Origin of the sequence: Corynebacterium sp. (genome assembly GCF_030538285.1) — a bacterium.
Lineage (GTDB): Bacteria > Actinomycetota > Actinomycetes > Mycobacteriales > Mycobacteriaceae > Corynebacterium.
In genome coordinates this window covers 1-22759 of sequence record NZ_JAUNUG010000007.1, presented here as the reverse complement: position 1 = coordinate 22759, position 22759 = coordinate 1, and the positions used below count along the sequence as shown (strand labels likewise).

The window sequence follows — 22759 nt, the reverse complement described above, 5'->3', positions numbered from 1 at the left end:
ACCGGCCACCCTACTTGGTTGGATCAGGAGCTGAACCGAAGGTGTGGTCGGAGACGGCGAGTTCGCCGGCGAGGGCGGCGGTGAGGGCGTCGATAAGCGGGGCGGTGACCTCCGCGACGGTGACCTTCCGGCCCAGCTCCAGGCTGAGGGTGGTCACGTCGGCATCATCGATACCGCAGGCGACGATGTGCCCATAATTCTCGAGGGTGTTGTCGCAGTTGAGGCTCAGGCCGTGCATGGTCACGCCACGGGTGATGCGGATGCCCAGCGCGGCGACTTTGCGGTCGCGTCGCTGTTCGTCGGCGGGGACCCAGACTCCGGAGCGGCCGTCGATACGCCCCGCCTTATCGACGCCCACCCCACGCACCGTCGCAATCACCGCTTCCTCGATGCGTCGGACATAGTCGACGACATCCACCGGGTCGGCCAGTTTGATGATGGGGTAGGCGACGAGTTGTCCTTCGCCGTGCCAGGTGATGCGCCCGCCGCGGTCGACGTCGATAACCGGCAGGCCATTGGTGGGGCGGTCCGCAGGTTGCGTGCGCTTGCCGGCGGTGTACACGCTGGGATGCTCGAGTAGCAGGAGCTGATCGCCGATCTCCTCGGCGGCACGTTGCCGGGCGAGTGAGGCCTGCAGGTCCCAGGCCTCCTGGTAGTCCACCACCCCGAGGTGACGGATCTCCCAGGGCTGATCAGAGGCGCGGATCGAGCGGTCGGCGGGGAAGAAAGGTTCGCGAGGGGCGGTCATGCGACGCCGTTGGCCTCCGCGTACTCGGCGGCGGTCATCAGCGGCCCGGCTTCGTCGACCTCGACCTCGAAGAGCCAGCCAGCGCCGAAAGGATCGGAGTTGATGATCGAGTAATCGTCGTGGACCGCGTCGTTGACGGCGGTGACGGTGCCGGTGACCGGGGCGAAGAGGTCGGAGACGGACTTGGTGGATTCAACCTCACCACACGGCTCACCGGCGGTGACGGTGTCGCCCACCTCCGGCAGCTCGGCGTAGACGACCTCGCCGAGGCGCTCGGTGGCCACGGAGGTGATGCCGACCTTGACGGTCGCGCCGGCGGCCTGATCAGCGGATACATCGATCCACTCGTGGTCCTCGGAGTAGGAGAAGTTCTCGGGCAAAGAGCTCATTGGTGTGCCTTTCCATTGGGGTGTGAGATTGATGTTAGCGCTCGGCGCGGGTGTAGAACGGCAACTTGACGATGACCACCGGGTGGCGTTTGCCGCGGATGTCCACCTCCAGCTCGGTACCTACCTCGGTGGCATCCGGCTGCAGCCGCGCCAGGGCGATGGGGTGGCCCAGGACTGGCGAGGGCTGCCCGGAGGTGACCACACCGACGCGCTCATCGCCGCGGTAGACGTCGGCGCCTTCGCGGGCGGCGCGACGGCCCAGGCCCTTGAGTCCGACGATGGCAGACGTTGCCTCCCGGCCCGCCAGGGCCTGCCGACCCACGAAGTCCGATTCCTTGGTGGCGAAGGCGCGCGCCATCCCGGCCTCCACCGGCGTGATGTCCGTGCCCAGCTCCTGGCCGTAGAGAGGCATGCCGGCCTCCAGGCGCAGGGAATCGCGGGCGGCCAGACCCGCGGGCAGCAGGTCATAGGCGGCGCCGGCGTTGAGTAGGGCATCCCACAGTTCGCCGGCCTCGGCGTTGGGGAGGTAGAGCTCGTAGCCGTCCTCGCCGGTGTAGCCGGTACGTGCCAGCAGGGTGTCGTACCCGGCGACGGTGACGGGGGCGGCGGAGTAGTACTTCATGCCGCGCACCACCGTCTCATCATCACCGGCGACCAGGTCGGCGATGAGCTCCTCGGCGCGCGGGCCTTGCACGGCGATGAGCGCGGTGTCGAGGGATTCGTTAGTCAGTTCCACATCAAAATCTGCGGCACGGTCCTGAAACTCCGACCAAACCACATCGGTGTTCCCGGCGTTGGGTACGACGAGGTACTCGTCCTCGGCCAGCCGGTAGGAGATGAGGTCGTCCAGAATTCCGCCCTCGGCGTTGACGATCATCGAGTATTTGGCCTTGCCCACCGGGATCGTCGACAGGGTGGAAATGAGCGCATAATCGAGGAACTCACCGGCCTGCGGGCCGCGCACCCGGATCTCACCCATATGGGAGAGATCAAACAACCCGGCGCTGCTGCGCACGGCGCGATGCTCATCGAGCTCGTTGCCGTATTTCAGCGGCATCGTCCACGGACCGAAGGGGGTGAAGGTGGCGCCGAGATCCTCGTGGCGCTCATGCAGGGGACTGGTACGCAGATCAGACACGTTAGTTCTCCTCGGAGATGTCGAAGGCTTCAGGCGGCGGGCAGGAACAGACGAGGTTGCGGTCACCATAGGCCTCGTTGAGGCGGCGCACCGGCGGGAAGTACTTGTTACGCCGCAGCCCCGGTACCGGCCACGCAGCCTGCTCGCGGCTGAACTCATACTCCCACTTCTCGCGGGAGACGCTCCACGCGGTGTACGGGGCGTGGTGGAGGACGGAATCCTCGTAAGCGATGTGGCCGTTGATGATCTCGTCGATCTCGGCGCGGATGGTGCGCATCGCCTCGATGAAGCGGTCCAGTTCAGCGAGGTCCTCCGACTCGGTCGGCTCCACCATGAGGGTGCCGGCGACGGGGAAGGCGAGGGTGGGGGCGTGGAAGCCGAAATCGATGAGACGCTTGGCGACGTCCGCCGCGGTCACCCCCGACTTCTTCGTCAGCTCGCGCAGGTCGAGGATGCATTCGTGGGCGACGAGATCACCACGGCCGGTGTAGAGCACGGGGAAGGCCTCGTGCAGGGAGCGGGCCACGTAGTTGGCGGCGAGGATCGCCCCGGCGGAGGCACGGGCCAGCCCCTTGGTGCCCATCATGGCGATATACGCCCACGAGATCTGCAGCACGCCGGCGGAGCCGTAGCGTGTGGCCGAGATGGGGACTCCGCTGCCGGTTGCGGCGGGGGAGGTGGCGTCTATAAGCAATGGGTCGGCGGGCAGGAAGGGGACCAGGTGCTCGGCGACGCACACCGGGCCCACACCCGGACCGCCGCCGCCGTGCGGGATGGTGAAGGTCTTGTGCAGGTTGAGGTGGGAGACGTCGCCGCCGAATTGGCCCGGCTGCGCCAGCCCGGTGAGGGCGTTCATGTTGGCGCCGTCGATGTATACCTGCCCGCCGACGGCGTGGACCTTGTCGCATACCTGGCGCACCGTGTCCTCGAAAACGCCGTGGGTGGAGGGGTAGGTGATCATGATCGCGGCGACGCGCGGGCCGTGTTCCTCCAGCTTGGCGTCGAGGTCAGCGAGGTCGATGGAACCATCTTCCGCGGTCGCCACCACGACGACCCGCAGGTTGGCGAGTGTGGCCGAGGCCGCATTCGTGCCGTGCGCGGACGCCGGGACGATACAGATATCGCGTTCCATGTCGCCGTTCGCCACATGGAAACGCCGGATGGCCAGCAGTCCGGCGAGCTCACCCTGGGAGCCCGCGTTGGGCTGCACGGATACCTTGGCATAGCCGGTGAGCTCCGCGAGCCAGCCCTCCAGCTCTTCGATGAGCGCTATCCATCCCGCGGCCTGCTCGGCAGGTGCATAGGGGTGAATGTTGGCGAACTCCGGCCAGGTGATCGTTTCCATCCCGGCGGTCGGGTTGAGCTTCATCGTGCACGAACCCAGCGGAATCATCGTCCGGTCGAGTGCCAGATCCTTGTCGGAGAGCTGGCGCAGGTAACGCAGCATCTGCGTCTCCGAGTGGATGGAGCTGAAGATCTCGTGCGTTAACGTCGGGGTCTCACGCGGGACACCTAGCGCGGAGTCGCCCTCGGCGAGGGTGCCGCCGAAAGCCTCCACGAGCTTCTCGACGTCCCCTTCCGTCGCCGACTCACCGAAGCTCACGCCGACCAGGGTGTCACTGATCGGGCGCACGAGGTAGCCGGCGTCAGCGAGCTTGTCGACCATCGCGTGGGCATCCGCCACCTCGACGGCGACGGTGTCAAAGAAGTTGTGGTGCTTCACACCCTCAACGGAGGCGGCGAAATCACTGGCCAGGCCGTGAATGCGCTCCGCGATGCGTGTCAGTCCCTCCGCGCCGTGATACACGGCATACATTGACGCAGTGACGGCGAGGAGGGCCTGCGCAGTGCAGATATTCGAGGTCGCGCGCTCGCGGCGGATGTGCTGCTCCCGGGTCTGCAGGGCGAGGCGGTACGCGGGCGCCCCTTCCGCGTCGACAGAGACACCCACCAGGCGGCCCGGCATCTGGCGCTTGAGCGCATCAGATACCGCCATGAACGCGGCATGCGGGCCACCGTAGAACAACGGCACACCGAAACGTTGCGAGGAACCGATCGCGATATCCGCGCCCAGCTCACCGGGCGATTCGATGAGCATGAGCGCCAGAGGATCGGTGACCACGGTGGCCAGGCCTCCGCGCTCATGGATCGCGTCGATGACCGGGCGGGGATCGGTGATATCACCCTCGGTGCCCGGGTAGGCGATGACGACACCGCAGTAATCCTCGCCCACCAGCTCGGCCGAGAGATCTTCCACCGCGACTTCCAGGTCGATGGCACGGGCCCGCTCGGCGGCCACCGCCAGCACCTGCGGATGCAGGCGGGAATCCAGCACCACGCGGCGGCCCTTCTTCTTCGCCCGCGACATCAGGCCGATGGCCTCAGCGGCGGCGGAGGCTTCGTCGAGAAGCGAAGCATTGGCGATGGGCAGACCGGTGAGCTCGGAGATCATCGTCTGGAAATTGAGCAGCGCCTCCAGGCGGCCCTGCGAGATCTCCGGCTGGTACGGCGTATATGCCGTGTACCAGCCCGGATCCTCCACCACATTGCGGCGGATCACCGGCGGGGTGATCGTGTCGGAGAAACCCTGCCCGTAGAAGGACTTCAGCACCGTGTTGCGCTCGGCGTAGGTGCGCAGCCGGGCCTGCGCGTCCGTTTCGCTGAGCGGGGCCCGCTCGGGCAGCTGCCCGGGGATGCGGATGTCGGCGGGGAGGGCGGCGTCGATAAGCGAATCAAGGGTGTCATATCCCAGGGCATCCAGCATCACCTGCTCTTCGCTGCTGTCAGGCCCGGTGTGTCGGGCCAGGTAGGAGGCTGAATCGGTGATCGGTGGCAGTGTCATGCGGGATCGGCTCCTCGGTGGGGGATCTGATGACACCAAGTATAAGAAAAACCGCCACCCCGGCGAGGGTGACGGTTTTCTCAGTTCAGACTAGAGAGCCAGATCGGACTCGAAGTCCGCGGTCTCCAGACGATCCTTGATGGTGGTGATGAAGCGACCAGCGTCCGCACCGTCGATCACCTGGTGATCGTAGGTGAACGGCAGGTAGCACATCTGACGGATGGCGATCGAGTCGACACCGTCATCGGTCACCACAACCGGACGCTTCTCGATGGCCGCGGTACCCAGGATTCCGGCCTGCGGCGGGGTGAGCACCGGGGTATCCAGCAGAGCACCCTCGGAACCGATGTTGGTCACGGTGAAGGTGCCACCGGAGAGATCGTCCGGGCGCAGCTTGCGGTTGCGGGCCCGCTCGGCCAGGTCGGTGATCGCGGCGGCGATCTCGACGAGGGAGAGATCCTGCGCCTTCTTGATCACCGGCACCAGCAGACCCTGCGGGGTGTCCACGGCGATGCCGATGTTGACGTCCTCGTGGTAGGTCATCTCCTTGGTCTCCGCGTTGTAGGACGCGTTGACGTTCGGGTGCGAGACCAGGGCCTCGGCGACAGCCTTGACGATGAACACCAGGTAGGTCGGGTTCGCCTCATGCTTGGAGACAAACGCCTCCTTGTTGGCCTTGCGCAGCTCCGCGATGCGGGTCATGTCGACTTCCTGGACATGGGTCAGCTGAGCCGACTTCTGCAGGGACTCGATCATGGTCTTCGCCGTGATCTCGCGAATGCGGTTGACCTTCTGGGTGGTGCCGATGAGCTCGGCCTTCTCCGGATCCACGGACTTGGTGGACCAGTTGGAGCGGGCACCCTTGTCCTCGGACTTCTCGGACTTCTCGGACTCAGCGTCGGCGCCACCCTCGGCGGCAGCCAGGACATCCTGCTTACGGATGCGGCCACCGACACCGGTGCCCTCCACCTTGGTCAGATCGACACCGTGCTTGTCAGCGAGCTTGCGGACCAGCGGAGTGACATAGGGGACATCGGCGTTGGACTTCTTCTCTTCCTTCTCCTCCTTGGGCTCGGACTTCTCAGCCTTGGGAGCCTCCTTCTTCTTCGGCTCCTCCTTCTCGTTGTCCTCGGCGAGCTTCTCAGCCTCTGCCTCGGCCTTGTCGGTGTCCTTCTTGTCCTCGTCCTTGGCGTCCTTCTTGGCGGCCTTCTTCGGGGAACCGGAACCGACGCGGGCGATGACCTCGCCGACATCGACGGTCTCGTCCTCATCGGCGAGGATCTCCAGCAGGGTGCCAGCGACCGGGGATGGGATCTCGGTGTCGACCTTGTCGGTGGAGACCTCGAGCAGCGGCTCGTCAACCTCGACGTTGTCGCCGACCTGCTTCAGCCACTGGGTGATGGTGCCCTCGGTGACGGACTCGCCGAGCTCCGGCATCTCGACATCAGTGGAATCGCCGGAGACATCCTCGTCCTCGGAGTCATCTTCGTCGGCGTCGGCGGCCTCCTCGACGGTGTCGTTGTCCTCCTTGGACTCGGCCTCCTCGATCTCCTCCTCGGAGGGGACGTCCTCATCCTCATCGTCATCGTCGGAGTCGTCAGAGTCGTCAGCATCGGCGTCACCGATGCGGACGATAACCTCGCCCACATCAACCGTGTCATCCTCATCCGCGAGGATCTCCAGGATGGTGCCGGCCACCGGGGACGGGATCTCGGTGTCAACCTTGTCGGTGGAAACCTCCAGCAGCGCCTCGTCGACCTCGACGGTGTCGCCGACCTGCTTCAGCCACTGGGTGATGGTGCCCTCGGTGACGGACTCACCCAGCTCCGGCATCTCCACATCCGTGGCCTTGCCGGAAGACTTCGGAGCGGACTTCTTCTCCTCCTTGGGAGCCTCCTCCTTCTCCTCAGCCTCGTCAGCCTCGGCCTCAGCTTCGTCGTCGGAGTCATCGGAAGAGTCGGCCTCTTCGCCTTCCTCACCGATGATGGCGATCACGGAACCCACATCAACCGTGTCGTCCTCCTCAGCCTTGATCTCCAGGAGGACACCAGCCTTGGGAGAGGGGATCTCAGTGTCGACCTTGTCGGTGGAGACCTCGAGCAACGGCTCGTCGACCTCGACGGTGTCGCCGACCTGCTTCAGCCACTGGGTGATGGTGCCTTCGGTGACGGATTCGCCCAGTTCGGGCATCTCTACGGAGAACGCCATAGTGTTTCTGACTCCTCGAAAGTCGTTTGTTGTTCGATAGCTAATAGGCCCCAGCGTACCGGGGTTTAGGCGGCCGGGTATTCAGTGCCCCTACAATTGTAAGTCGTGTTCAATCTATTCGGTCGCAACAAGTCCCGGTCCGGTCTCCGGCCCCCGCGCGCACCCGGCGACACCATCCGCCAGGAGGACGCAGACCACCTTCGCGCATGGGTGCAGGGCAAGGCGTTCGTCGAGGCTTATGTCGAGCCGGAAACCGTGGTCAACGAGATGTCCGTGGTGCTTGTCGACGAACACGGGGACTTCACCCGCCGCCGCATCGGAGGGCCGAAAGGTATTGACGCGGTGGCGAAGATGCTCGGTGTCTCCATCTTCGATGTGGAAGAGACCGGGTACCCCCAGCGGATGCGCGAGCGGATCGAACGCGATCGGTTGCTGCGCAAGCGCGAAGAGCAGAAGCGCCGCCGCGCCGCCTTCGAACGGGGCGAGCTCCCGGACTGAGCCGGGGCACTAAAGCGAGAACGTGTATATCCCCCATGCTCATGCACGGGGGATATACACGTTCGTCAGGGGAATTACTCGGCGGAGATCTCCGCCAGTAGCGACAGGAAGGTGCGCACCGGCACACCGGTGGCGCGCTTCGGGGTGTAGCCGTGGACGGAGCCGGAGTTGAAGGACGGGCCGGCGATGTCCAGGTGGGCCCACTGAATACCCTCGCCGATGAACTTCGATAGGTAGAGCCCGGCGTATTCCATGCCACCCCAGCGGGTGTTGTCGATGTTGCGGAGGTCCGCGGTGGGGGACTTGATGGTCTCCTCGTGCTCTTCCAGCAGCGGCATGGCCCAGGCGGGCTCGCCGACTTCACGGCCGACTTCGGCGACGCGGTCGCGGAACTCATCGGAGCCCATGACACCGGTGGTGCGGGTACCCAGGGCAACCATCTGGGCGCCGGTGAGGGTGGCCACCTCCAGCAGGTAGTCGGGGTTGTCCTCGGTGGCGCGGGCGAGGGCGTCGGCCAGCACGATGCGGCCCTCGGCGTCGGTGTTGATGATCTCGGAGGTGATCCCGCCGTAGTGGGTGATCACGTCGCCGGGGCGGGTGGCGCGGCCATCGGGCATGTTCTCGGCGAGCGGCAGGGTGGCGGTGATGCGCACCGGCAGCTTGAGTTTCGCGGCGGCCAGCACGGTGGCGGCGACGGCCGCCGAGCCACCCATGTCGGAAATCATGTTCTCCATGTTCGCGCCCGGCTTGAGCGAGATGCCGCCGGTGTCGAAGGTGATGCCCTTGCCCACCATGGCGACGGCCTTGCTGGCCTTGCGCGGGGCCCAGGTCAGGCGCACGAGGCGCGGGGCCCGCTCCGAGCCGCGGCCCACGGCGAGGATGCCGCCGAAGCCCTGTTTCTCCAGATCCTTCTCGTCGAGGATCTCGACTTTGACGCCGGCGTCGGCGGAGGCGTCGGCAAGCACGCCTGCGTAGGACTCGGGGTAGAGGTGCGAGGAGGGGGTGTTGACCAGGTCGCGGGCGAAAACGACGGCCTCCGCGGTGGTCACCGCGGTCTCGAACTCCTTCTTGTCGCCCTCGACGAACACGAGCTTCTCGACGCCGCCGTTCTCCTCCTTTTCACTCCGGATACCGCGGTAGTGGTACGCGCCGAGGATGAGGCCCTCGACGGCCGGCGCCAGACCGAAGACACCCAGGGTGGTGGCGACGGTGCCGACACCCTTGAGGGCGCGGGCGGCGCAACCGGCGGCGCGGCGGACGGTCTCGTCGTCGAGTTCCTCCGGATCACCCAGGCCCACGGCGATCACCAGCTGCTCGTCGATGACGACACGGGTGATCTCCCCTTCCTTGCCTTTCGCGCCGACTGCGGTGAGGGAGGTGAGAGCCTGGCGCAAGGCGGCGTCGTCAAGCAATGCAGAGGCAGGCAGCTCGGGGCCGTCCTCACCGCACAGCACCGGCACGAGCACGGCATCGACGGACTTCGGGGCCTTCTTCGCCAGCTCGACGGCGGGGGTGGTGCCGCGGGCGGGAAGGGTGAACGTGGTTTTCGCCATAGAAAAATAACCTCCTGGACGTGGAATGGGATGAATCCAGCTTATAGAGATCGCCCGGTCGGTGTCGGTGTAGCGTTGTCCGCATGACGTCTCTCAACTTCACCGTGAACCGCACGAGCAGCCCGACATCCGATGAGGCGCGCGAGGAGATTCTGCAGAATCCGCGGTTCGGCAAGAACTTCACCGATCACATGGTCACCATCGAGTGGACCGAGGAGAAGGGCTGGCACGACGCCCGCGTGCGTCCCTACGAGGCGATCCCCATGGACCCGGCGACCACCGTGTTCCATTACGGCCAGGCAATCTTCGAGGGTATTAAGGCCTACCGCCAGCCGGACGGCTCCATCGCGACCTTCCGCCCCGAGCGCAACGCCGAGCGCATGCAGCGTTCCGCCGAGCGCATGGCGATGCCGCCGCTGCCGACTGCGGACTTCCTCGAGGCGATCCGACTGCTTGTCGACGTCGACCAGGCTTGGGTTCCCGCTGCCGGCGGCGAAGCCAGCCTCTACCTGCGCCCCTTCATGATCTCCACCGAGGTCTCCCTGGGTGTCAGCCCCGCGAATAAGTACACCTTCTTCGTTATCGCCTCGCCCGTCGGCGCCTATTTCACCGGGGGCGTCAAGCCGGTGTCGGTGTGGCTGTCCGAGGACTTTGTCCGCGCCGCGCCGGGTGGCACCGGGGCGGCCAAGTTCGCCGGCAACTACGCCGCCTCCCTGCTCGCGCAGGCGCAGGCGGAGGAGAAGGGCTGCGACCAGGTTGTGTGGCTGGACGCCATCGAGCACACCTACATCGAGGAGATGGGTGGCATGAACCTCTTCTTCGTGTACGGCTCGGGCGAGGACGCGAAGATCATCACACCGGCGCTATCCGGCTCCCTGCTCGCCGGTGTCACCCGCGACTCCCTGCTGCAGGTCGCCCGCGACCTCGGTTATGAGACGGAGGAGCGCAAGATCACCAAGTTCGAGTGGCGCGATGATGTGGAGTCCGGGGCGATGACTGAGGCCATGGCCTGCGGCACCGCCGCCGTGATCACCCCGGTCGGGCGGGTGCTGTCCAACCACGGTGAGTTCGACATCAACGGTAACCAGCCGGGTGAGATCACCATGGCCATGCGCGAACGCCTCACCCACATCCAGCGCGGTGAGTATGAGGACACCCACGGCTGGGTGCACACGCTGGTGGACGCTTAATCAGCCAGCAGGTCGGCGGCGGCCCGCAGCAGCGGGAGCGCGGCCAGCGCGCCGGCGCCCTGGCCGGCGTTCATGTCCAGGGCCACCAAGGGGGTCAACTCCAGTGCCTGCAGCGCGATAAGGTGCGCGGGCTCCGGGCTCAGCTGCCCGGCCTGGCACCAGGCGCGGGTGCCGGGGGAGAAACGTTCGGCGAGGTAGGCGGCGACGGTGACGGGGGCGCCGTCGAGAAGCACGGGGGTGCGGCGTGCCGCAGCCTGCGCGATAAAGGCCGTCAGCGCCACCAGGTCCGGGGAGCCGATGCGGCGCAGCACCTCCTCCGGATCATCGCTTAAGCCGCGGACACGGAACATGGCATCGCGGATGGCCTCGACCTTGATCTTCCAGCGTTCGGTATCCAGGCCGGCACCCGGGCCGACGACCGCCACCGGTTCCGTCCCCGAGAAAGCCCCCAGCACTGCGGCGGCGACGGTGGTGTTGCCTGCCCCCAGGTCGCCGGGGATGAGCAGGTCCGCGCCGGAATCGATCTCCTGGTCAGCGACACGACGCCCGATCTCCACGGCGCGGGAAAACTGCTCCGCATCCATGGCGTCCTCGACGTCGATGGAGCCCGTGGAACGCGCCACGCGTTCCTCCCCCCACGCCTCGTGGTCGAGGGAAATATCCACCACGCGTATCGAGGCCCCCGCCACCCGCGCCAGCACATTCGCCGCACCGTCGCCCGCCTCGATCTCGGCGGCACACTCGACGGAATGCTCCGGTGGCAGGGAAGACACCCCACGCTGTGCGACGCCGTGATCCCCCGCAAACACAACCACCCGACAACGCTGCAGAGCACGCGGCGGGAAATGGCCCTGACATGCAGCGATCCAGGCGCCGAGCTCAGCGAGCCGGCCCGTACCCTGTCCTGCTGCAGCCCCAAGGGCGGCCTCCCGGGCGTGGTCGTCGGGGGCGGTGGGGGCGGCGTCGATAAGCATGGCTACACCTTATCGCCGACCGCGACGCGCGGCTTCGGGGAACGCCACTTACGGGGCTGCGTCATACGCGAATAGGTGTAGAAGCCCAGGCCGAAACCGGTCGCGGTGGTCTCCGGGAAGCGCTCCCGGACGGCCTTGTTCGCGGCCATACCTGCCCACATGCCCTCAATGAAGAAGACCACCATCAGCGCCATCGCGATGAGTGACATGATGTTGGCGAACGTCGGCGCGAAAGTACCGATGAACATAATCACCAGCAGACCCAGCGCGACCGGCAGTACCCAGTTGTTGATGAATCGACGGGAATCGACCCAGTCTCGGACGAAACGACGCTCCACGCCCTGGTCACGGGGCAGAAGATAACGCTCATCGCCGTCATCCATCGCCTTCTGCACCTGCTGCTGTTGCTTACGGCTTTCGGCGCGCTCCTTGGCCTTGTACTCCTTCCACTCCTGCTTGGACATGGACTTCTTCAGTTCCTTGCGCTGCGCACTGGCCTGCGCCTGGGAACGGGGAGCGGTGCGGTCACGGATGACACCACGCTCAATCTCCGCTTCACGACGCTTCGGAGTCGGCCGACCCTTCGGCGGCGTGTAGCCCTTCGGCAGCGGCTGCTCAGGCTGTTCAGTGGTGGTGACCTCCGGCGTCGCCGCAGGCTCGGCCGGGGAGGATGCTTCAGATTTCTGCCAGGGGAGTTTCACGAGTCCCAGGCTACAAGGCCCCGGCCGGAATACGGGAATACGGGTGGCATGAGGTGCGTTGTAAACGGGTAAGCGCACCCTTTCTCGGGCGACGAGTACAGTGGGCGCGTAACAAAAGCTTTCCCCACGCAAGGAGATCAACATCATGACCGCTCCCGCATCCAGCACCGGCGTCATCCTCACCGACGCAGCCGCCGCGAAGGCGAAGGCCCTGCTCGACCAGGAGGGCCGCGACGACCTGGCTCTGCGCATCGCCGTCCAGCCGGGTGGCTGCGCTGGCCTGCGTTACCAGCTCTACTTCGACGACCGCGATTTGGACGGCGACAAGGCCGATGAGGTCGGCGGAGTCCGCCTCGTGGTGGACAAGATGAGTGTCCCGTACCTCACCGGCGCGAAGATCGATTTCTCCGACACCATCGAGTCCCAGGGTTTCACCATCGATAACCCCAACGCGGGCGGCGCCTGCGCCTGCGGCGACTCCTTCAACTAAACGTCACCAGACGAAAAGGCGCCCGCCCTCCCGGTAGGGGAGAGCGGGCGCCTTCTCGCGCCTCAGATATCGATCGGGTAGTCCTTCTCCTCAATCTGCGGGTCGATGCGGTCCTCCACGAAGATGCCGTGCCAGACCATGAACGCCAGCACGGTCCACAGACGTCGGGAGTGATCGGAGATGCCGTCGCGGTGTTCCTTGAGCATCTCCATGACAGCCTTCCGGTCGAAGATGTCGTCGGTCTGCGAGTCATTGATCGTGTCCTGTGCCCAGCCGAAGAGCTCATCGCCGGCCAGCCAGTGGCGCATGGGCACCGGGAAGCCAAGCTTCTTCCGGTGCAGAACATGCGGCGGGACGATTTGCTCCATGGCCTTACGCAGAGCGTACTTGGTGGTGCCCCCGGCGATCTTCAGATCGTGCGGGATGGACTGCGCGACGGCGAAGACCTCCTTATCCAGGAAGGGCACACGTAGTTCGAGGGAGTTGGCCATGTTGATCTTGTCGGCCTTGACCAGAATGTCGCCGCGCATCCAGGTGAAAAGGTCCAGGTGCTGCATCCGGGCGACCGGGTCCATGTGGCGGGACTGCGCGTAGATGGGGGCGGTGACCTCCTTGTGGTCCCATTCCTCCCTGGCCCACGGCAGTACGCGCTGCAGCTGCTCGAAGTTGAAGGAGCGCGCGTTGCCGTAATAGCGCTCCTCCATGGTCATGGAACCCCGATCTAGCAGGGACTTGCCCTTCATGCCATCGGGCAGGATGCGGGCCAGACGGCCCAGACCCCGGCGCAGGGGGGTGGGGACCTTCTCGAAAGGTGCCAGCGAGAGCGGTTCCTTATATATGGTGTAGCCGCCGAAGAGTTCATCGGCGCCCTCCCCGGAGAGCACTACCTTGACGTGCTTGCGGGCCTCCTGCGCCACGAAATACAGCGGCACGAGGGAAGGGTCGGCGACGGGATCGTCGAGGTACCACATGATCTTCGGGATCGCGGCGGCGTATTCCTCGGGGGAGACCACCTTGACGATGTGCTCCACACCGATCGCGGCGGCCGACTCCGCGGCGACATCAACCTCGGAGTAACCCTCCCGCTCGAAGCCGGTGGTGAAGGTCAGCAGGTTCGGGTTGTGGCGTTTGGCCAGGGTGGCGATGGCGGTGGAGTCGATGCCGCCGGAGAGGAAGGATCCGACGGTGACGTCGGCACGCATGTGCTTTTCGACGCTGTCCTCCAGCGCCCGGGCAATACGGTCGAAAAGGTCCTGCTCGGCGCCCTTGGGCACGGGGGTGACGTCGAAGCGCGGCTTGAAGTAGCGGCGGGCAGTGACGGTGCCGCCGGCCTGGAGGGTGGCGGTGCAACCGGACTCCAGGCGTTGGATGGAGGCGTGGAGAGTCTCCGGCTCGGGCACGTACTGGAGGTCGACGTAGTGTTCGATCGCGCGGCGGTCAAGGTCCAGGCCGAGACCCAGCTCGGGTGCCATCTCCAGGATGGACTTCTTCTCGGAGGAGAACACGGTACCGGCCGGGGTGGTGGCGTAGAACAGCGGCTTGATGCCGAACTGGTCACGTGCGACGAACAGCGACTTCTCCTGGGTGTCCCACACCGCGAAAGCGAACATGCCGCGCAGGTGCTCGACGACATCCTCACCCCAGTGGTGGAAGCCGACGACAATGGTCTCAGAGTCACCCTCGGTGCGGAACGCGTGGCCGGCGGCCTGCAGTTCCTCGCGCAGCTCCACGTAGTTGTAGATCTCGCCGTTGAAAATGAGGGCGTAGCGCTCGGGGTTGTCGGCCGGGCCCCACACCAGGGGCTGGTGGGAGTGCTCGAGGTCGACGATGGCCAGGCGGTTGAAACCGAAGACGACGTCCTCGTCGTGCCACGTGCCGTCATCGTCGGGGCCGCGGTGACGCATGCACGGCAGTGCCCGGGTCACGGCGTCGACAAACGAGCCCGCGTCACCCGCGGCGGTGAGCATGCCTAGAAAACCGCACATCTGGAATTGTTCTCCTCTATATAACGGACGTATTCGGTCCTACGATACGGCCCATCCCGGTCCGGGGATGACATCGGCACGGTTGTCAGGCTGGATGGGGGAGGGGGTAGAAAAGGGTCCACTTACGGAGGGATACTTTCGGATGATGCCGCCACCTGCGGATTGTGAAATGGGTTACACCGAATCGGGAGGGGGTGGGGCTACATTCGCGGGTAAGCCCACATGGGCTGTAACATCCGGGGTACTTCGAGGAACACAGGTAGCGACCTGAACAACTTCGCAGGTGGAAAACGGCATGGATAACCACCGTGAATGAACTATCCTGCAGTATCAGGAATGCTTAAACCAGTGTTCAAGGATTTAGTGTGGACAGGAAGGCAGACACACGTGGAACAGCGTAAGAAGCGTGGCTTCGCCCGTAAGGCGGGCCTCGGCGGTGTGATGGCTCTTGGCGGCCTCGCCCTCGCCGGTTGTGACGTGGCTCCCCCGGAGAGCGTCGGCAGGATCATCGGCATGGGTTGGCCGACGGGTATTACCCCGGAGGCAACCGCCATGTACAACTTCTGGGTCTGGGTCTGGGTTACTGCCTGGATCATCGGCATCATCATGTGGGCTCTCATGCTCGTCGCCGTGTTCAGCTGGAACGCCAAGAAGGCGGAGAAGCGTGGCGACGGTGAGTTCCCGAAGCAGCTGCAGTACAACGTGCCGCTGGAGCTCGTGCTCACGATCATGCCGATCTTCATCGTCATGGGCCTGTTCTTCTTCACTGTGCAGACCCAGCAGAAGGTCACCGCACTGGATAAGAACCCGGAGGTCACCGTCGACGTGACCGCCTTCCAGTGGAACTGGAAGTTCGGCTACCAGAACGTCGCCGCCGGCCTGAGCCCGACCGGCTCTGATTACGACGGCAATGATGAGGAGCGTCAGGCCCTGGCCGACGCCACCCGCTTCGATGACCCGGAGACGGTGAAGAACCCGAACCCGATCCACGGCATGTCCAAGGGCGACCAGTCCTACCTGAACTTCAACGAGATCGAGACCGTCGGCACCACCGACGAGATCCCGGTCCTGGTCCTCCCCTCCAACACCCCGATCGAGTTCCAGCTCGCCTCCGGCGATGTGGCCCACTCCTTCTGGATCCCGGAGTTCCTTTTCAAGCGTGACGCCTTCGCTCATCCAGAGGCCAACCAGCAGCAGCGCGCCTTCCAGATCGAGGCCATCGAAGAAGAGGGTGCCTTCGTCGGGCGCTGTGCCGAGATGTGCGGTACCTACCACGCGATGATGAACTTCGAGCTCCGTGTCGTCTCTCCGGAGGCCTTCACCGAGTACTTGCAGTTCCGTCTGGACAACCCGGGCGCCCCGAACTCTGAGGCCCTGGCTTCCATCGGCGAGGCCCCGTACGCCACCACCACCCACCCGTTCAACTCGTCCCGTCAGACCTGGGACGGCGAGAACTACGTGGATCACAACGCCAACATCTAACGGAGGAATCTCACCATGAACTCTGGTTCTAAACTGATGTACGGCATCGCCGCGTTCCTCGCTCTGATGTCTGTCATCTACATCTTCGCTACCGGCTTCGTCGGCGATGACGGTTACCTCGGCGGCACTGAGTGGGTCGGCGTCACCGCCCTCATCCTCTCCACCGCGCTGGCTGTCATGCTGGGTGTCTACCTTCACTTCACCTCCTCCCGCTCTGACATCCTCCCCGAGGACTGGGAAGAGGCAGAGGTCGAGGACAAGGCCGGTATCCTCGGCTTCTTCTCCCCGAACTCCATCTACCCGATCTGGATGGCCGGCGCTGTCGGCGTCACCGGTCTGGGTATCGCCTTCTGGCACTTCTGGCTCATCGCCATGGGCGCCGTCCTGCTGATCTGGGCTACCTACGGCCTCAGCCTGCAGTACGGTGTGCCGAAGGAAAAGCACTAGCCTCCACCGGTTCCGGCCACACGAATCTCGCACCAGGCACCCGCCCCGTTTATCGGGCCGGGTGCCTGGTTGTTTTCGCAGTCGTTTTCGCACCTGCTTATCGACGCCCGCGTGGGGGACGCGGGGCGTCGATAAGCATCGCTTTCTGGTGGGTGGGGGAGGGAAACCGCAGCTAGAAGGGGGTCAACCGAAAGTTGGAACCCGTGGATGAGGCGTGAAAACCTGTGTGATTTACATCTCTCAGGGTTCGGGGACGGAACTCCAGACGGCCGGGATTGTTTGAGGTATGGTTACCCGCAACGAGTGCCACGGGGGAGTTCAAGAGGCACTGGGGGACATGACCTGCAGGAATAGTGCGTCGGATGGCGTCGGAAAAAGTTCCCGCGGGTGTAGGGAAACTTCTCGGGGGCACTTCAACAAAGAAAACCGCTGGTGGTATTCCTATTTCGGCGACACGGGCGGGGGGTGATGAAGTGACTTTGTGCGCGAGAGCCGTCATACTAGTCAGCGTGACGAGCGCAGTTTCAAACTCAGGTATGGCAGCACCACAGCGTGTTCCCGCACTGAACCGACCCAACATGGTCAGTGTCGGCACGATTGTGTTCCTGTCTCAGGAATTGATGTTCTTCGCCGGACTCTTCGCGATGTACTTCACCTCGCGTGCGAACGGCCTGGCAGGCGACTGGAATGAGCAGACAGCAAATCTCAATGTGCTGTTCGGCTTTATCATCACGGCCATTCTGGTCGCCTCCTCGGTTACTTCGCAGTTCGGCGTCTTCGCAGCAGAAAGGGGTGACGTTTACGGGCTTCGTCGTTGGTTCCTCATTACCGTTGGTCTGGCAGTTGGCTTCCTCGCCTTCCTGGCATACGAGTGGTATGAGCTCATCCTCCACGGAGTGACCGTCCAGTCGAGCGTTTTCGGCTCGGTCTTCTACATCATCACGGGCTTCCACGCCGCACACGTGACTGCAGGTGTTATCGCCTTCATTGTCATTCTGCGTCGTATCACCGTGTCCAAGTTCACGCCGGCACAGGCCACCGCCGCAATGGCAGTGTCCTACTACTGGCACTTCGTTGACGTCATCTGGATCGGCGTCTTCATCACTCTCTACCTTGTCCAGTAGGCCGTAGCCTGCCGAGCAATCGGCCTGCAGCCATTCACTTTCCACACCGAATTCTCTAAAGGAAAATGATGGATACCAATCCGAACATTGCCGCCAACGGCGACGCACAGTCGCCCGCGCCGGCCAAGAAGGCACGCAGCCGCCGCAAGATGCGCCGGACTGCCGTTGGTGCCTTCGCGCTTACCGTGGGCCTGACCGGCGCCGGCGTTCTCGCCACCGCGCTGACCCCGGACGCGCAGGTCGCCACCGCACAGCGTGACGACCAGGCACTCATCCAGGAGGGCAAGGACCTCTACGACGTCGCCTGCATCACCTGCCACGGTGCCAACCTGCAGGGTGTCCAGGACCGCGGTCCCTCCCTCATCGGTATCGGCGAAGGCGCCGTGTACTTCCAGGTGCACTCCGGCCGTATGCCGATGATGTCCAACGACGCTCAGGCAGAGCGTAAGGCCCCGCGTTACACCGAGGCTCAGTCCCTGGCCATGGCTGCCTACGTGGCAGCCAACGGCGGCGGACCGGAGCTGGTGTACAACGAGGACGGCACCCTCGCCATGGAGTCCCTCCGCGGCAAGAACTACAACGGCATGATTGACGCGCAGGACATCGCCCGCGGTGGCGAGCTCTTCCGCCTCAACTGCGCCTCCTGCCACAGCTTCACCGGCCGTGGCGGCGCCCTGTCGTCCGGTAAGTACGCACCGCCGCTGGATCCCGCCAACGAGCAGGAGATCTACCAGGCCATGCTGACCGGCCCGCAGAACATGCCGAAGTTCTCCGATCGTCAGCTCTCCGCTGACGAGAAGAAGGACATCATCGCCTTCATCAAGGCCACCAAGGAGACCCCGTCTCCGGGTGGTTGGGGCCTCGGCGGCCTCGGCCCGGTCTCTGAGGGTATGGCCATGTGGTTCATCGGCATCACCATCCTGGGTCTTGCCGCTATGTGGATTGGATCGCGTTCATGAGCAACGAAGTGAAGAAGAACTACACCAACCAGGAGCTCAACGCGATGAGCAACGACGAGCTCGCCCGCCTGGGCACCGAGCTCGACGATGTGACCGTCGCCTTCCGCAAGGAGCGCTTCCCGGTTGCCAACGACCCGGCTGAAAAGCGTGCGGCCCGCGCCGTGGGCATCTGGCTGGCAGTCGGCATCGTCGCCGCCATCGCCTTCCTGGCCATCTACATCTTCTGGCCGTGGGAGTTCAAGAACCTGGGCGAGGAGGGCCACCTGTGGCACACCTTCTACACCCCGGCTCTGGGCCTGACCTCCGGCATCTCCATTATCGCCCTGGGTATCGCGGTGGTCCTCTACGTGAAGACCATTATCCCCGAGGAGATCTCGGTGCAGCGTCGCCACGACGGCCCCTCCTCCGAGGTCGACCGCCGGACCCTGACCGCACTGCTCAATGACTCCTGGCAGACCTCCACCCTCGGTCGCCGCAAGGCACTGCAGGGTCTGCTCGGCGGCGCCGGCATCCTCTTTGGCCTGGTCGTCATCGCCCCGCTGGGCGGCATGATCAAGAACCCGTGGAAGCGCGGCGAGCTCGGCATCATGGGTGACGGCACCCTGTGGACCTCCGGCTGGACCCTGCACGAGAACGGCGTCAAGCTGTACCTCGCGCGTGACACCGGAGCCATCGCCGAGCAGCACACCGGCGACACCGGCACCCACTGGACCACCACCGGTGTCTCCCGCCTGGTGCGCGTCCGCCCCGAGGACATCGACGCCGGCGGTATGGAGACCGTGTACCCGCTGCCGGAGGAGTACGTCAACGACGGCGATCAGTACAACGCCGAGCGCGACGTCTACGTCGAGCAGATGCACTCCGTCCACGGTCCGCGTAACCCCGTCATGCTGATCCGCCTGCGCACCGCCGACGCCGAGAAGGCCGTCGAGCGCGAAGGCCAGGAGGACTTCCACTACGGCGACTACTACGCGTACTCGAAGATCTGCACCCACATCGCCTGCCCGACCTCTCTGTACGAGGCACAGACCAACCGCATCCTGTGCCCGTGCCACCAGTCGCAGTTCGACGCACTGCAGTACGGCAAGCCGGTCTTCGGCCCGGCCGCCCGCGCACTGCCGCAGCTGCCGATCACGGTTGACGAAGAGGGTTACCTCATCGCCAAGGGCAACTTCATCGAGCCCGTTGGCCCTGCATTCTGGGAGCGTAAGTCCTAATGAGCACAAAGATGGCCCAAGCGGCCAACAACATTGATTCGCGCTACACGGCGTCAGGCCTGCTGCGCCCGCAGCTGAACAAGGTCTTTCCGACCCACTGGTCCTTCATGCTCGGTGAGATGGCTCTCTACAGCTTCATCATCCTGCTGCTGACCGGTGTCTACCTGGCACTGTTCTTCGACCCGTCGATCACCAAGGTGATCTACCAGGGCGGCTATCTGCCGCTCAACGGCGTCGAGATGTCCCGCGCCTACGCAACCGCACTGGACATCTCCTTCGAGGTCCGCGGTGGACTCTTCGTCCGCCAGATGCACCACTGGGCCGCCCTGATGTTCATGATGTCCATGGTCGCGCACATGCTGCGTGTCTTCTTCACCGGTGCTTTCCGACGCCCGCGTGAGGCCAACTGGATCATCGGCTGCACCCTGATCATCCTGGGCATGGCCGAGGGCTTCATGGGTTACTCCCTTCCGGATGACCTGCTCTCCGGCGTCGGCCTCCGCATCATGTCTGCCATCATCCTGGGCCTGCCGATCATCGGCACCTGGCTGCACTGGCTGATCTTCGGCGGTGACTTCCCGTCCGACCTCATGCTCGACCGTTTCTACATCGCACACGTGCTGATCCTGCCGGGCATCATCCTCGGCCTGATCGCCGCCCACCTGGCGCTGGTCTGGTACCAGAAGCACACCCAGTTCCCGGGCGCTGGCCGCACCGAGAACAACGTCGTCGGTGTCCGCATCATGCCGGTCTTCGCTACCAAGGCCATCGGCTACGGCCTGCTGACCGCTGGTGTCCTGGCCCTGATGTCCGGTCTGACCACCATCAACGCGATCTGGAACATCGGCCCCTACAACCCGTCGCAGGTCTCCGCTGGTTCCCAGCCTGACGTCTACATGCTGTGGACTGATGGCGTCGCCCGTGTCATGCCGGCTTGGGAGCTCTACCTCGGCAACTACACCATTCCGTCCGCCTTCTGGGTCGCCCTGGTCTGTGGTTTGATGGTTGTCCTGCTGTTCGCTTACCCGTGGATCGAGAAGAACGCCACCGGCGACGACGCTCACCACAACCTGCTGCAGCGTCCGCGTGACGTTCCGGTCCGTACCGGTATCGGCGCCATGGCCATCACCTTCTTCCTGCTGGTGACCATCTCCGGTGGTAACGACCACGTTGCGCACTTCTTCCAGATCTCCCTAAACGCTATGACCTGGTTCGGTCGTATCGGTGTCATCATCCTGCCGCCGATCGCCTACTTCATCACCCACCGCATCTGTGTCGGCCTGCAGCGCTCTGACCGCGCTGTGCTGGAGCACGGCATCGAGACCGGTGTGATCAAGCAGATGCCGAACGGTGCTTTCGTCGAGATCCACCAGCCGCTGGGCCCGGTCGACGAGCACGGCCACCCGCTGCCGCTGGCCTACGCCGGTGCTGCTGTCCCGAAGCGTATGAACCAGCTGGGCTTCGCAGACCGCATCTCCCGCGGCTCCCTCATCAAGGCTGACGACCAGCGTTACACTGACGCTGCTGTCGATACCGCTCACGCCAACCACCGTGAAGAGGCCGCGATGCTGGATAACCTCAACGAGGCCAACCGCGCCAAGGACCGCGAAGACGGTTACCTGGACTAGTACCTCCTGCAGTAGTCACTGCGCTCACGAGTAGAGGCCCCGCCACCCCGATACCTGGGGGAGGCGGGGTCTCCTCGTCGTTCACGGGCTCGGTTCATGGTCGCGAGGTAAATGCAGAATTCGCATTGCTCGCGAGTCTTCTTGACGTTCAATGGACGGCGTCTGTCGGGGAGCCGTTTGATTGGCTGGCTTGCGACAGCATCGTTCTCTCGCAGAGCGTGAGTCCGCAGCTGCGGACTGCTGTTAAGCGTCGTAAAGCGCCAGAAACCGCGCACGTGCGCGCTTTTGGGGACTCGCTCGTCTAGCCCGCTGGCGGCATAACCCTCTTCCTACAGGGCTTGAGTCCGCAGCTGCGGACTGTTACCGCGCGTACCGCATACCGCCCGAAACCGCGCACGTGCGCGCTTTTGGGGACTCGCTCGTCTAGCCCGCTGGCGGTATAACCCTCTTCCTGCAGGGCTTGAGTCCGCAGCTGCGGACTGCTGCCCATCCCCCGTACAGCGCCAGGAACCGCGCGCATGCGCGCTTCTGCGTCGCGAAAGCACCCGAGACGTAGGCGAAGACCCGCCGGGGTTCGAGCACTATCTCCGCGGACGACGGCCCGGCTATGTCGCAAAAGCATCACGAAACTCATGTGACTCCAGTGGAAGGTGGGGCATACAATGGGTCACTCGCGATGAATGTGTTGCAAATCACAGTGAAGCCCTCCAGTGGTTGCGGTCGCATAGTTTCAAGGGGTTGCCATCTTCCTCAGGGTTTCCCCTGATGTGCCGTCTTCGCAGGTCAGGGTGGGGCACTTGGTGGTCTCGTCATCCATCTGGTGGTGGGGGCGCAGTGTTGCCTCCAGCTCCTTTCCGGCGCCACTTTTTCGATAACGGCTTGATAACGAGGACGCGCCGAAGGGTCGCGTTGGACAACGTTCGTTGTTATTTCGTAACCTATTCGAGACATTGCGGGGCTTCCTGATGAAGCCGCCGAATGACTGAACTGAAAAGAATGCCTAATCCCCGCACAGGGGAGCCGGGGAACCAATGAGTTTTCTGGGGTACATCCTCCGCGAGAGCGTCGCAAAGCGGCGTGGACCGGGGGAGGGAAGCTTCCGAAGAATCCCAACCCGTCAGCTAACCCGGCAGGCACAAGGAAGATCTGGAGAAACATTCGTGGCTCAGCACCGTCGCCTCAACAA

The 22759-nt window shown here is 64.4% G+C and carries 18 protein-coding genes and 1 riboswitch; of the genes, 9 read left to right on the top strand and 9 right to left on the bottom strand.

What is annotated here, in order from left to right:
• Positions 1-10: 10 nt before the first annotated feature.
• The 5 genes from lipB to sucB form a co-directional block, all read right to left on the bottom strand.
• Positions 11-748 carry a lipoyl(octanoyl) transferase LipB gene (lipB, locus tag Q4G50_RS03770; RefSeq protein ID WP_303376311.1) on the bottom strand — a complete coding sequence of 246 codons (738 nt, stop codon included), beginning with the start codon at positions 746-748 and terminating at the stop codon, positions 11-13.
• Positions 745-1137 (bottom strand): glycine cleavage system protein GcvH, encoded by a 393-nt coding sequence (gcvH, locus tag Q4G50_RS03765; RefSeq protein ID WP_303376310.1) that lies wholly within the window; start codon positions 1135-1137, stop codon positions 745-747. Before gcvH ends, lipB begins: the two co-directional genes overlap by 4 nt.
• Positions 1138-1171: 34 nt before the next feature.
• Complete coding sequence (gene gcvT / locus Q4G50_RS03760) at positions 1172-2275, bottom strand: glycine cleavage system aminomethyltransferase GcvT (protein WP_303376309.1); 1104 nt, start codon at positions 2273-2275, stop codon at positions 1172-1174.
• A 1-nt stretch (position 2276) separates the two neighbouring features.
• On the bottom strand, positions 2277-5117 hold the full coding sequence (gene gcvP / locus Q4G50_RS03755; RefSeq protein WP_303376308.1) for an aminomethyl-transferring glycine dehydrogenase: 2841 nt from the start codon (positions 5115-5117) through the stop codon (positions 2277-2279).
• A gap of 90 nt (positions 5118-5207) precedes the next feature.
• Positions 5208-7325 carry a 2-oxoglutarate dehydrogenase, E2 component, dihydrolipoamide succinyltransferase gene (gene sucB / locus Q4G50_RS03750; RefSeq protein WP_303376307.1) on the bottom strand — a complete coding sequence of 706 codons (2118 nt, stop codon included), beginning with the start codon at positions 7323-7325 and terminating at the stop codon, positions 5208-5210.
• Between the two features lie 105 nt (positions 7326-7430).
• Here sucB and Q4G50_RS03745 point away from each other — a divergent pair, with 105 nt between their 5' ends.
• Complete coding sequence (locus tag Q4G50_RS03745; RefSeq protein WP_303376306.1) at positions 7431-7823, top strand: oxidoreductase; 393 nt, start codon at positions 7431-7433, stop codon at positions 7821-7823.
• Positions 7824-7897: 74 nt separating this feature from the next.
• On the opposite strand, the gene Q4G50_RS03740 is transcribed toward Q4G50_RS03745, so the two are convergent.
• Complete coding sequence (locus Q4G50_RS03740; RefSeq protein WP_303376305.1) at positions 7898-9376, bottom strand: leucyl aminopeptidase; 1479 nt, start codon at positions 9374-9376, stop codon at positions 7898-7900.
• 83 nt (positions 9377-9459) lie between these two features.
• Between Q4G50_RS03740 and Q4G50_RS03735 the strand changes: the two genes are divergently transcribed.
• A complete protein-coding gene (locus tag Q4G50_RS03735) occupies positions 9460-10566 on the top strand; it encodes a branched-chain amino acid aminotransferase (RefSeq protein WP_303376304.1) in 1107 nt (368 codons plus the stop codon).
• Here the strand turns inward: Q4G50_RS03735 and Q4G50_RS03730 are convergent.
• A complete protein-coding gene (locus tag Q4G50_RS03730) occupies positions 10563-11540 on the bottom strand; it encodes a nicotinate-nucleotide--dimethylbenzimidazole phosphoribosyltransferase (protein WP_303376303.1) in 978 nt (325 codons plus the stop codon). The genes Q4G50_RS03735 and Q4G50_RS03730 overlap by 4 nt on opposite strands.
• A 2-nt stretch (positions 11541-11542) precedes the next feature.
• Positions 11543-12241, bottom strand: a complete 699-nt coding sequence (locus Q4G50_RS03725; RefSeq protein WP_303376302.1) for a DUF3043 domain-containing protein — start codon at positions 12239-12241, stop codon at positions 11543-11545.
• Between the two features lie 145 nt (positions 12242-12386).
• On the opposite strand from Q4G50_RS03725, the gene Q4G50_RS03720 reads away from it, so the two are divergent.
• Positions 12387-12731, top strand: coding sequence for an iron-sulfur cluster assembly accessory protein (locus Q4G50_RS03720; RefSeq protein ID WP_303376301.1), 345 nt, complete (start codon positions 12387-12389; stop codon positions 12729-12731).
• A gap of 62 nt (positions 12732-12793) precedes the next feature.
• On the opposite strand, the gene asnB is transcribed toward Q4G50_RS03720, so the two are convergent.
• Positions 12794-14716 carry an asparagine synthase (glutamine-hydrolyzing) gene (asnB, locus tag Q4G50_RS03715; RefSeq protein ID WP_303376300.1) on the bottom strand — a complete coding sequence of 641 codons (1923 nt, stop codon included), beginning with the start codon at positions 14714-14716 and terminating at the stop codon, positions 12794-12796.
• 387 nt (positions 14717-15103) lie between these two features.
• Between asnB and Q4G50_RS03710 the strand changes: the two genes are divergently transcribed.
• The 6 genes from Q4G50_RS03710 to Q4G50_RS03685 all read left to right on the top strand — a co-directional run bounded on the left by Q4G50_RS03710 (position 15104) and on the right by Q4G50_RS03685 (position 21573).
• Positions 15104-16198, top strand: a complete 1095-nt coding sequence (locus Q4G50_RS03710) for a cytochrome c oxidase subunit II (protein WP_303376299.1) — start codon at positions 15104-15106, stop codon at positions 16196-16198.
• A gap of 15 nt (positions 16199-16213) precedes the next feature.
• Positions 16214-16645: a cytochrome c oxidase subunit 4 gene (locus Q4G50_RS03705; protein WP_303376298.1), complete on the top strand. Its 432-nt coding sequence runs from the start codon at positions 16214-16216 to the stop codon at positions 16643-16645.
• A 509-nt stretch (positions 16646-17154) separates the two neighbouring features.
• A complete protein-coding gene (locus Q4G50_RS03700) occupies positions 17155-17769 on the top strand; it encodes a heme-copper oxidase subunit III (protein ID WP_303376297.1) in 615 nt (204 codons plus the stop codon).
• 65 nt (positions 17770-17834) lie between these two features.
• Complete coding sequence (locus Q4G50_RS03695; RefSeq protein WP_303376296.1) at positions 17835-18728, top strand: c-type cytochrome; 894 nt, start codon at positions 17835-17837, stop codon at positions 18726-18728.
• Complete coding sequence (locus Q4G50_RS03690; RefSeq protein ID WP_303376295.1) at positions 18725-19945, top strand: ubiquinol-cytochrome c reductase iron-sulfur subunit; 1221 nt, start codon at positions 18725-18727, stop codon at positions 19943-19945. Before Q4G50_RS03695 ends, Q4G50_RS03690 begins: the two co-directional genes overlap by 4 nt.
• Complete coding sequence (locus Q4G50_RS03685; protein ID WP_303376294.1) at positions 19945-21573, top strand: cytochrome bc complex cytochrome b subunit; 1629 nt, start codon at positions 19945-19947, stop codon at positions 21571-21573. Before Q4G50_RS03690 ends, Q4G50_RS03685 begins: the two co-directional genes overlap by 1 nt.
• Before the next feature lie 987 nt (positions 21574-22560).
• A riboswitch (cyclic di-AMP (ydaO/yuaA leader) is annotated at positions 22561-22724 on the top strand.
• Positions 22725-22759 lie beyond the last annotated feature (35 nt).

What these genes read in the sequence shown, in the direction of transcription:
- Q4G50_RS03685 (WP_303376294.1), top strand. Translation starts at nt 19,945, where the DNA reads ATGAGCACAAAGATGGCCCAAGCGGCCAACAACATTGATTCGCGCTAC.
- gcvP (WP_303376308.1), bottom strand. Translation starts at nt 5,117, where the DNA reads ATGACACTGCCACCGATCACCGATTCAGCCTCCTACCTGGCCCGACAC.
- Q4G50_RS03730 (WP_303376303.1), bottom strand. Translation starts at nt 11,540, where the DNA reads ATGCTTATCGACGCCGCCCCCACCGCCCCCGACGACCACGCCCGGGAG.
- Q4G50_RS03735 (WP_303376304.1), top strand. Translation starts at nt 9,460, where the DNA reads ATGACGTCTCTCAACTTCACCGTGAACCGCACGAGCAGCCCGACATCC.
- Q4G50_RS03740 (WP_303376305.1), bottom strand. Translation starts at nt 9,376, where the DNA reads ATGGCGAAAACCACGTTCACCCTTCCCGCCCGCGGCACCACCCCCGCC.
- Q4G50_RS03695 (WP_303376296.1), top strand. Translation starts at nt 17,835, where the DNA reads ATGATGGATACCAATCCGAACATTGCCGCCAACGGCGACGCACAGTCG.
- gcvH (WP_303376310.1), bottom strand. Translation starts at nt 1,137, where the DNA reads ATGAGCTCTTTGCCCGAGAACTTCTCCTACTCCGAGGACCACGAGTGG.
- Q4G50_RS03720 (WP_303376301.1), top strand. Translation starts at nt 12,387, where the DNA reads ATGACCGCTCCCGCATCCAGCACCGGCGTCATCCTCACCGACGCAGCC.
- sucB (WP_303376307.1), bottom strand. Translation starts at nt 7,325, where the DNA reads ATGGCGTTCTCCGTAGAGATGCCCGAACTGGGCGAATCCGTCACCGAA.
- Q4G50_RS03690 (WP_303376295.1), top strand. Translation starts at nt 18,725, where the DNA reads ATGAGCAACGAAGTGAAGAAGAACTACACCAACCAGGAGCTCAACGCG.
- lipB (WP_303376311.1), bottom strand. Translation starts at nt 748, where the DNA reads ATGACCGCCCCTCGCGAACCTTTCTTCCCCGCCGACCGCTCGATCCGC.
- Q4G50_RS03705 (WP_303376298.1), top strand. Translation starts at nt 16,214, where the DNA reads ATGAACTCTGGTTCTAAACTGATGTACGGCATCGCCGCGTTCCTCGCT.
- asnB (WP_303376300.1), bottom strand. Translation starts at nt 14,716, where the DNA reads ATGTGCGGTTTTCTAGGCATGCTCACCGCCGCGGGTGACGCGGGCTCG.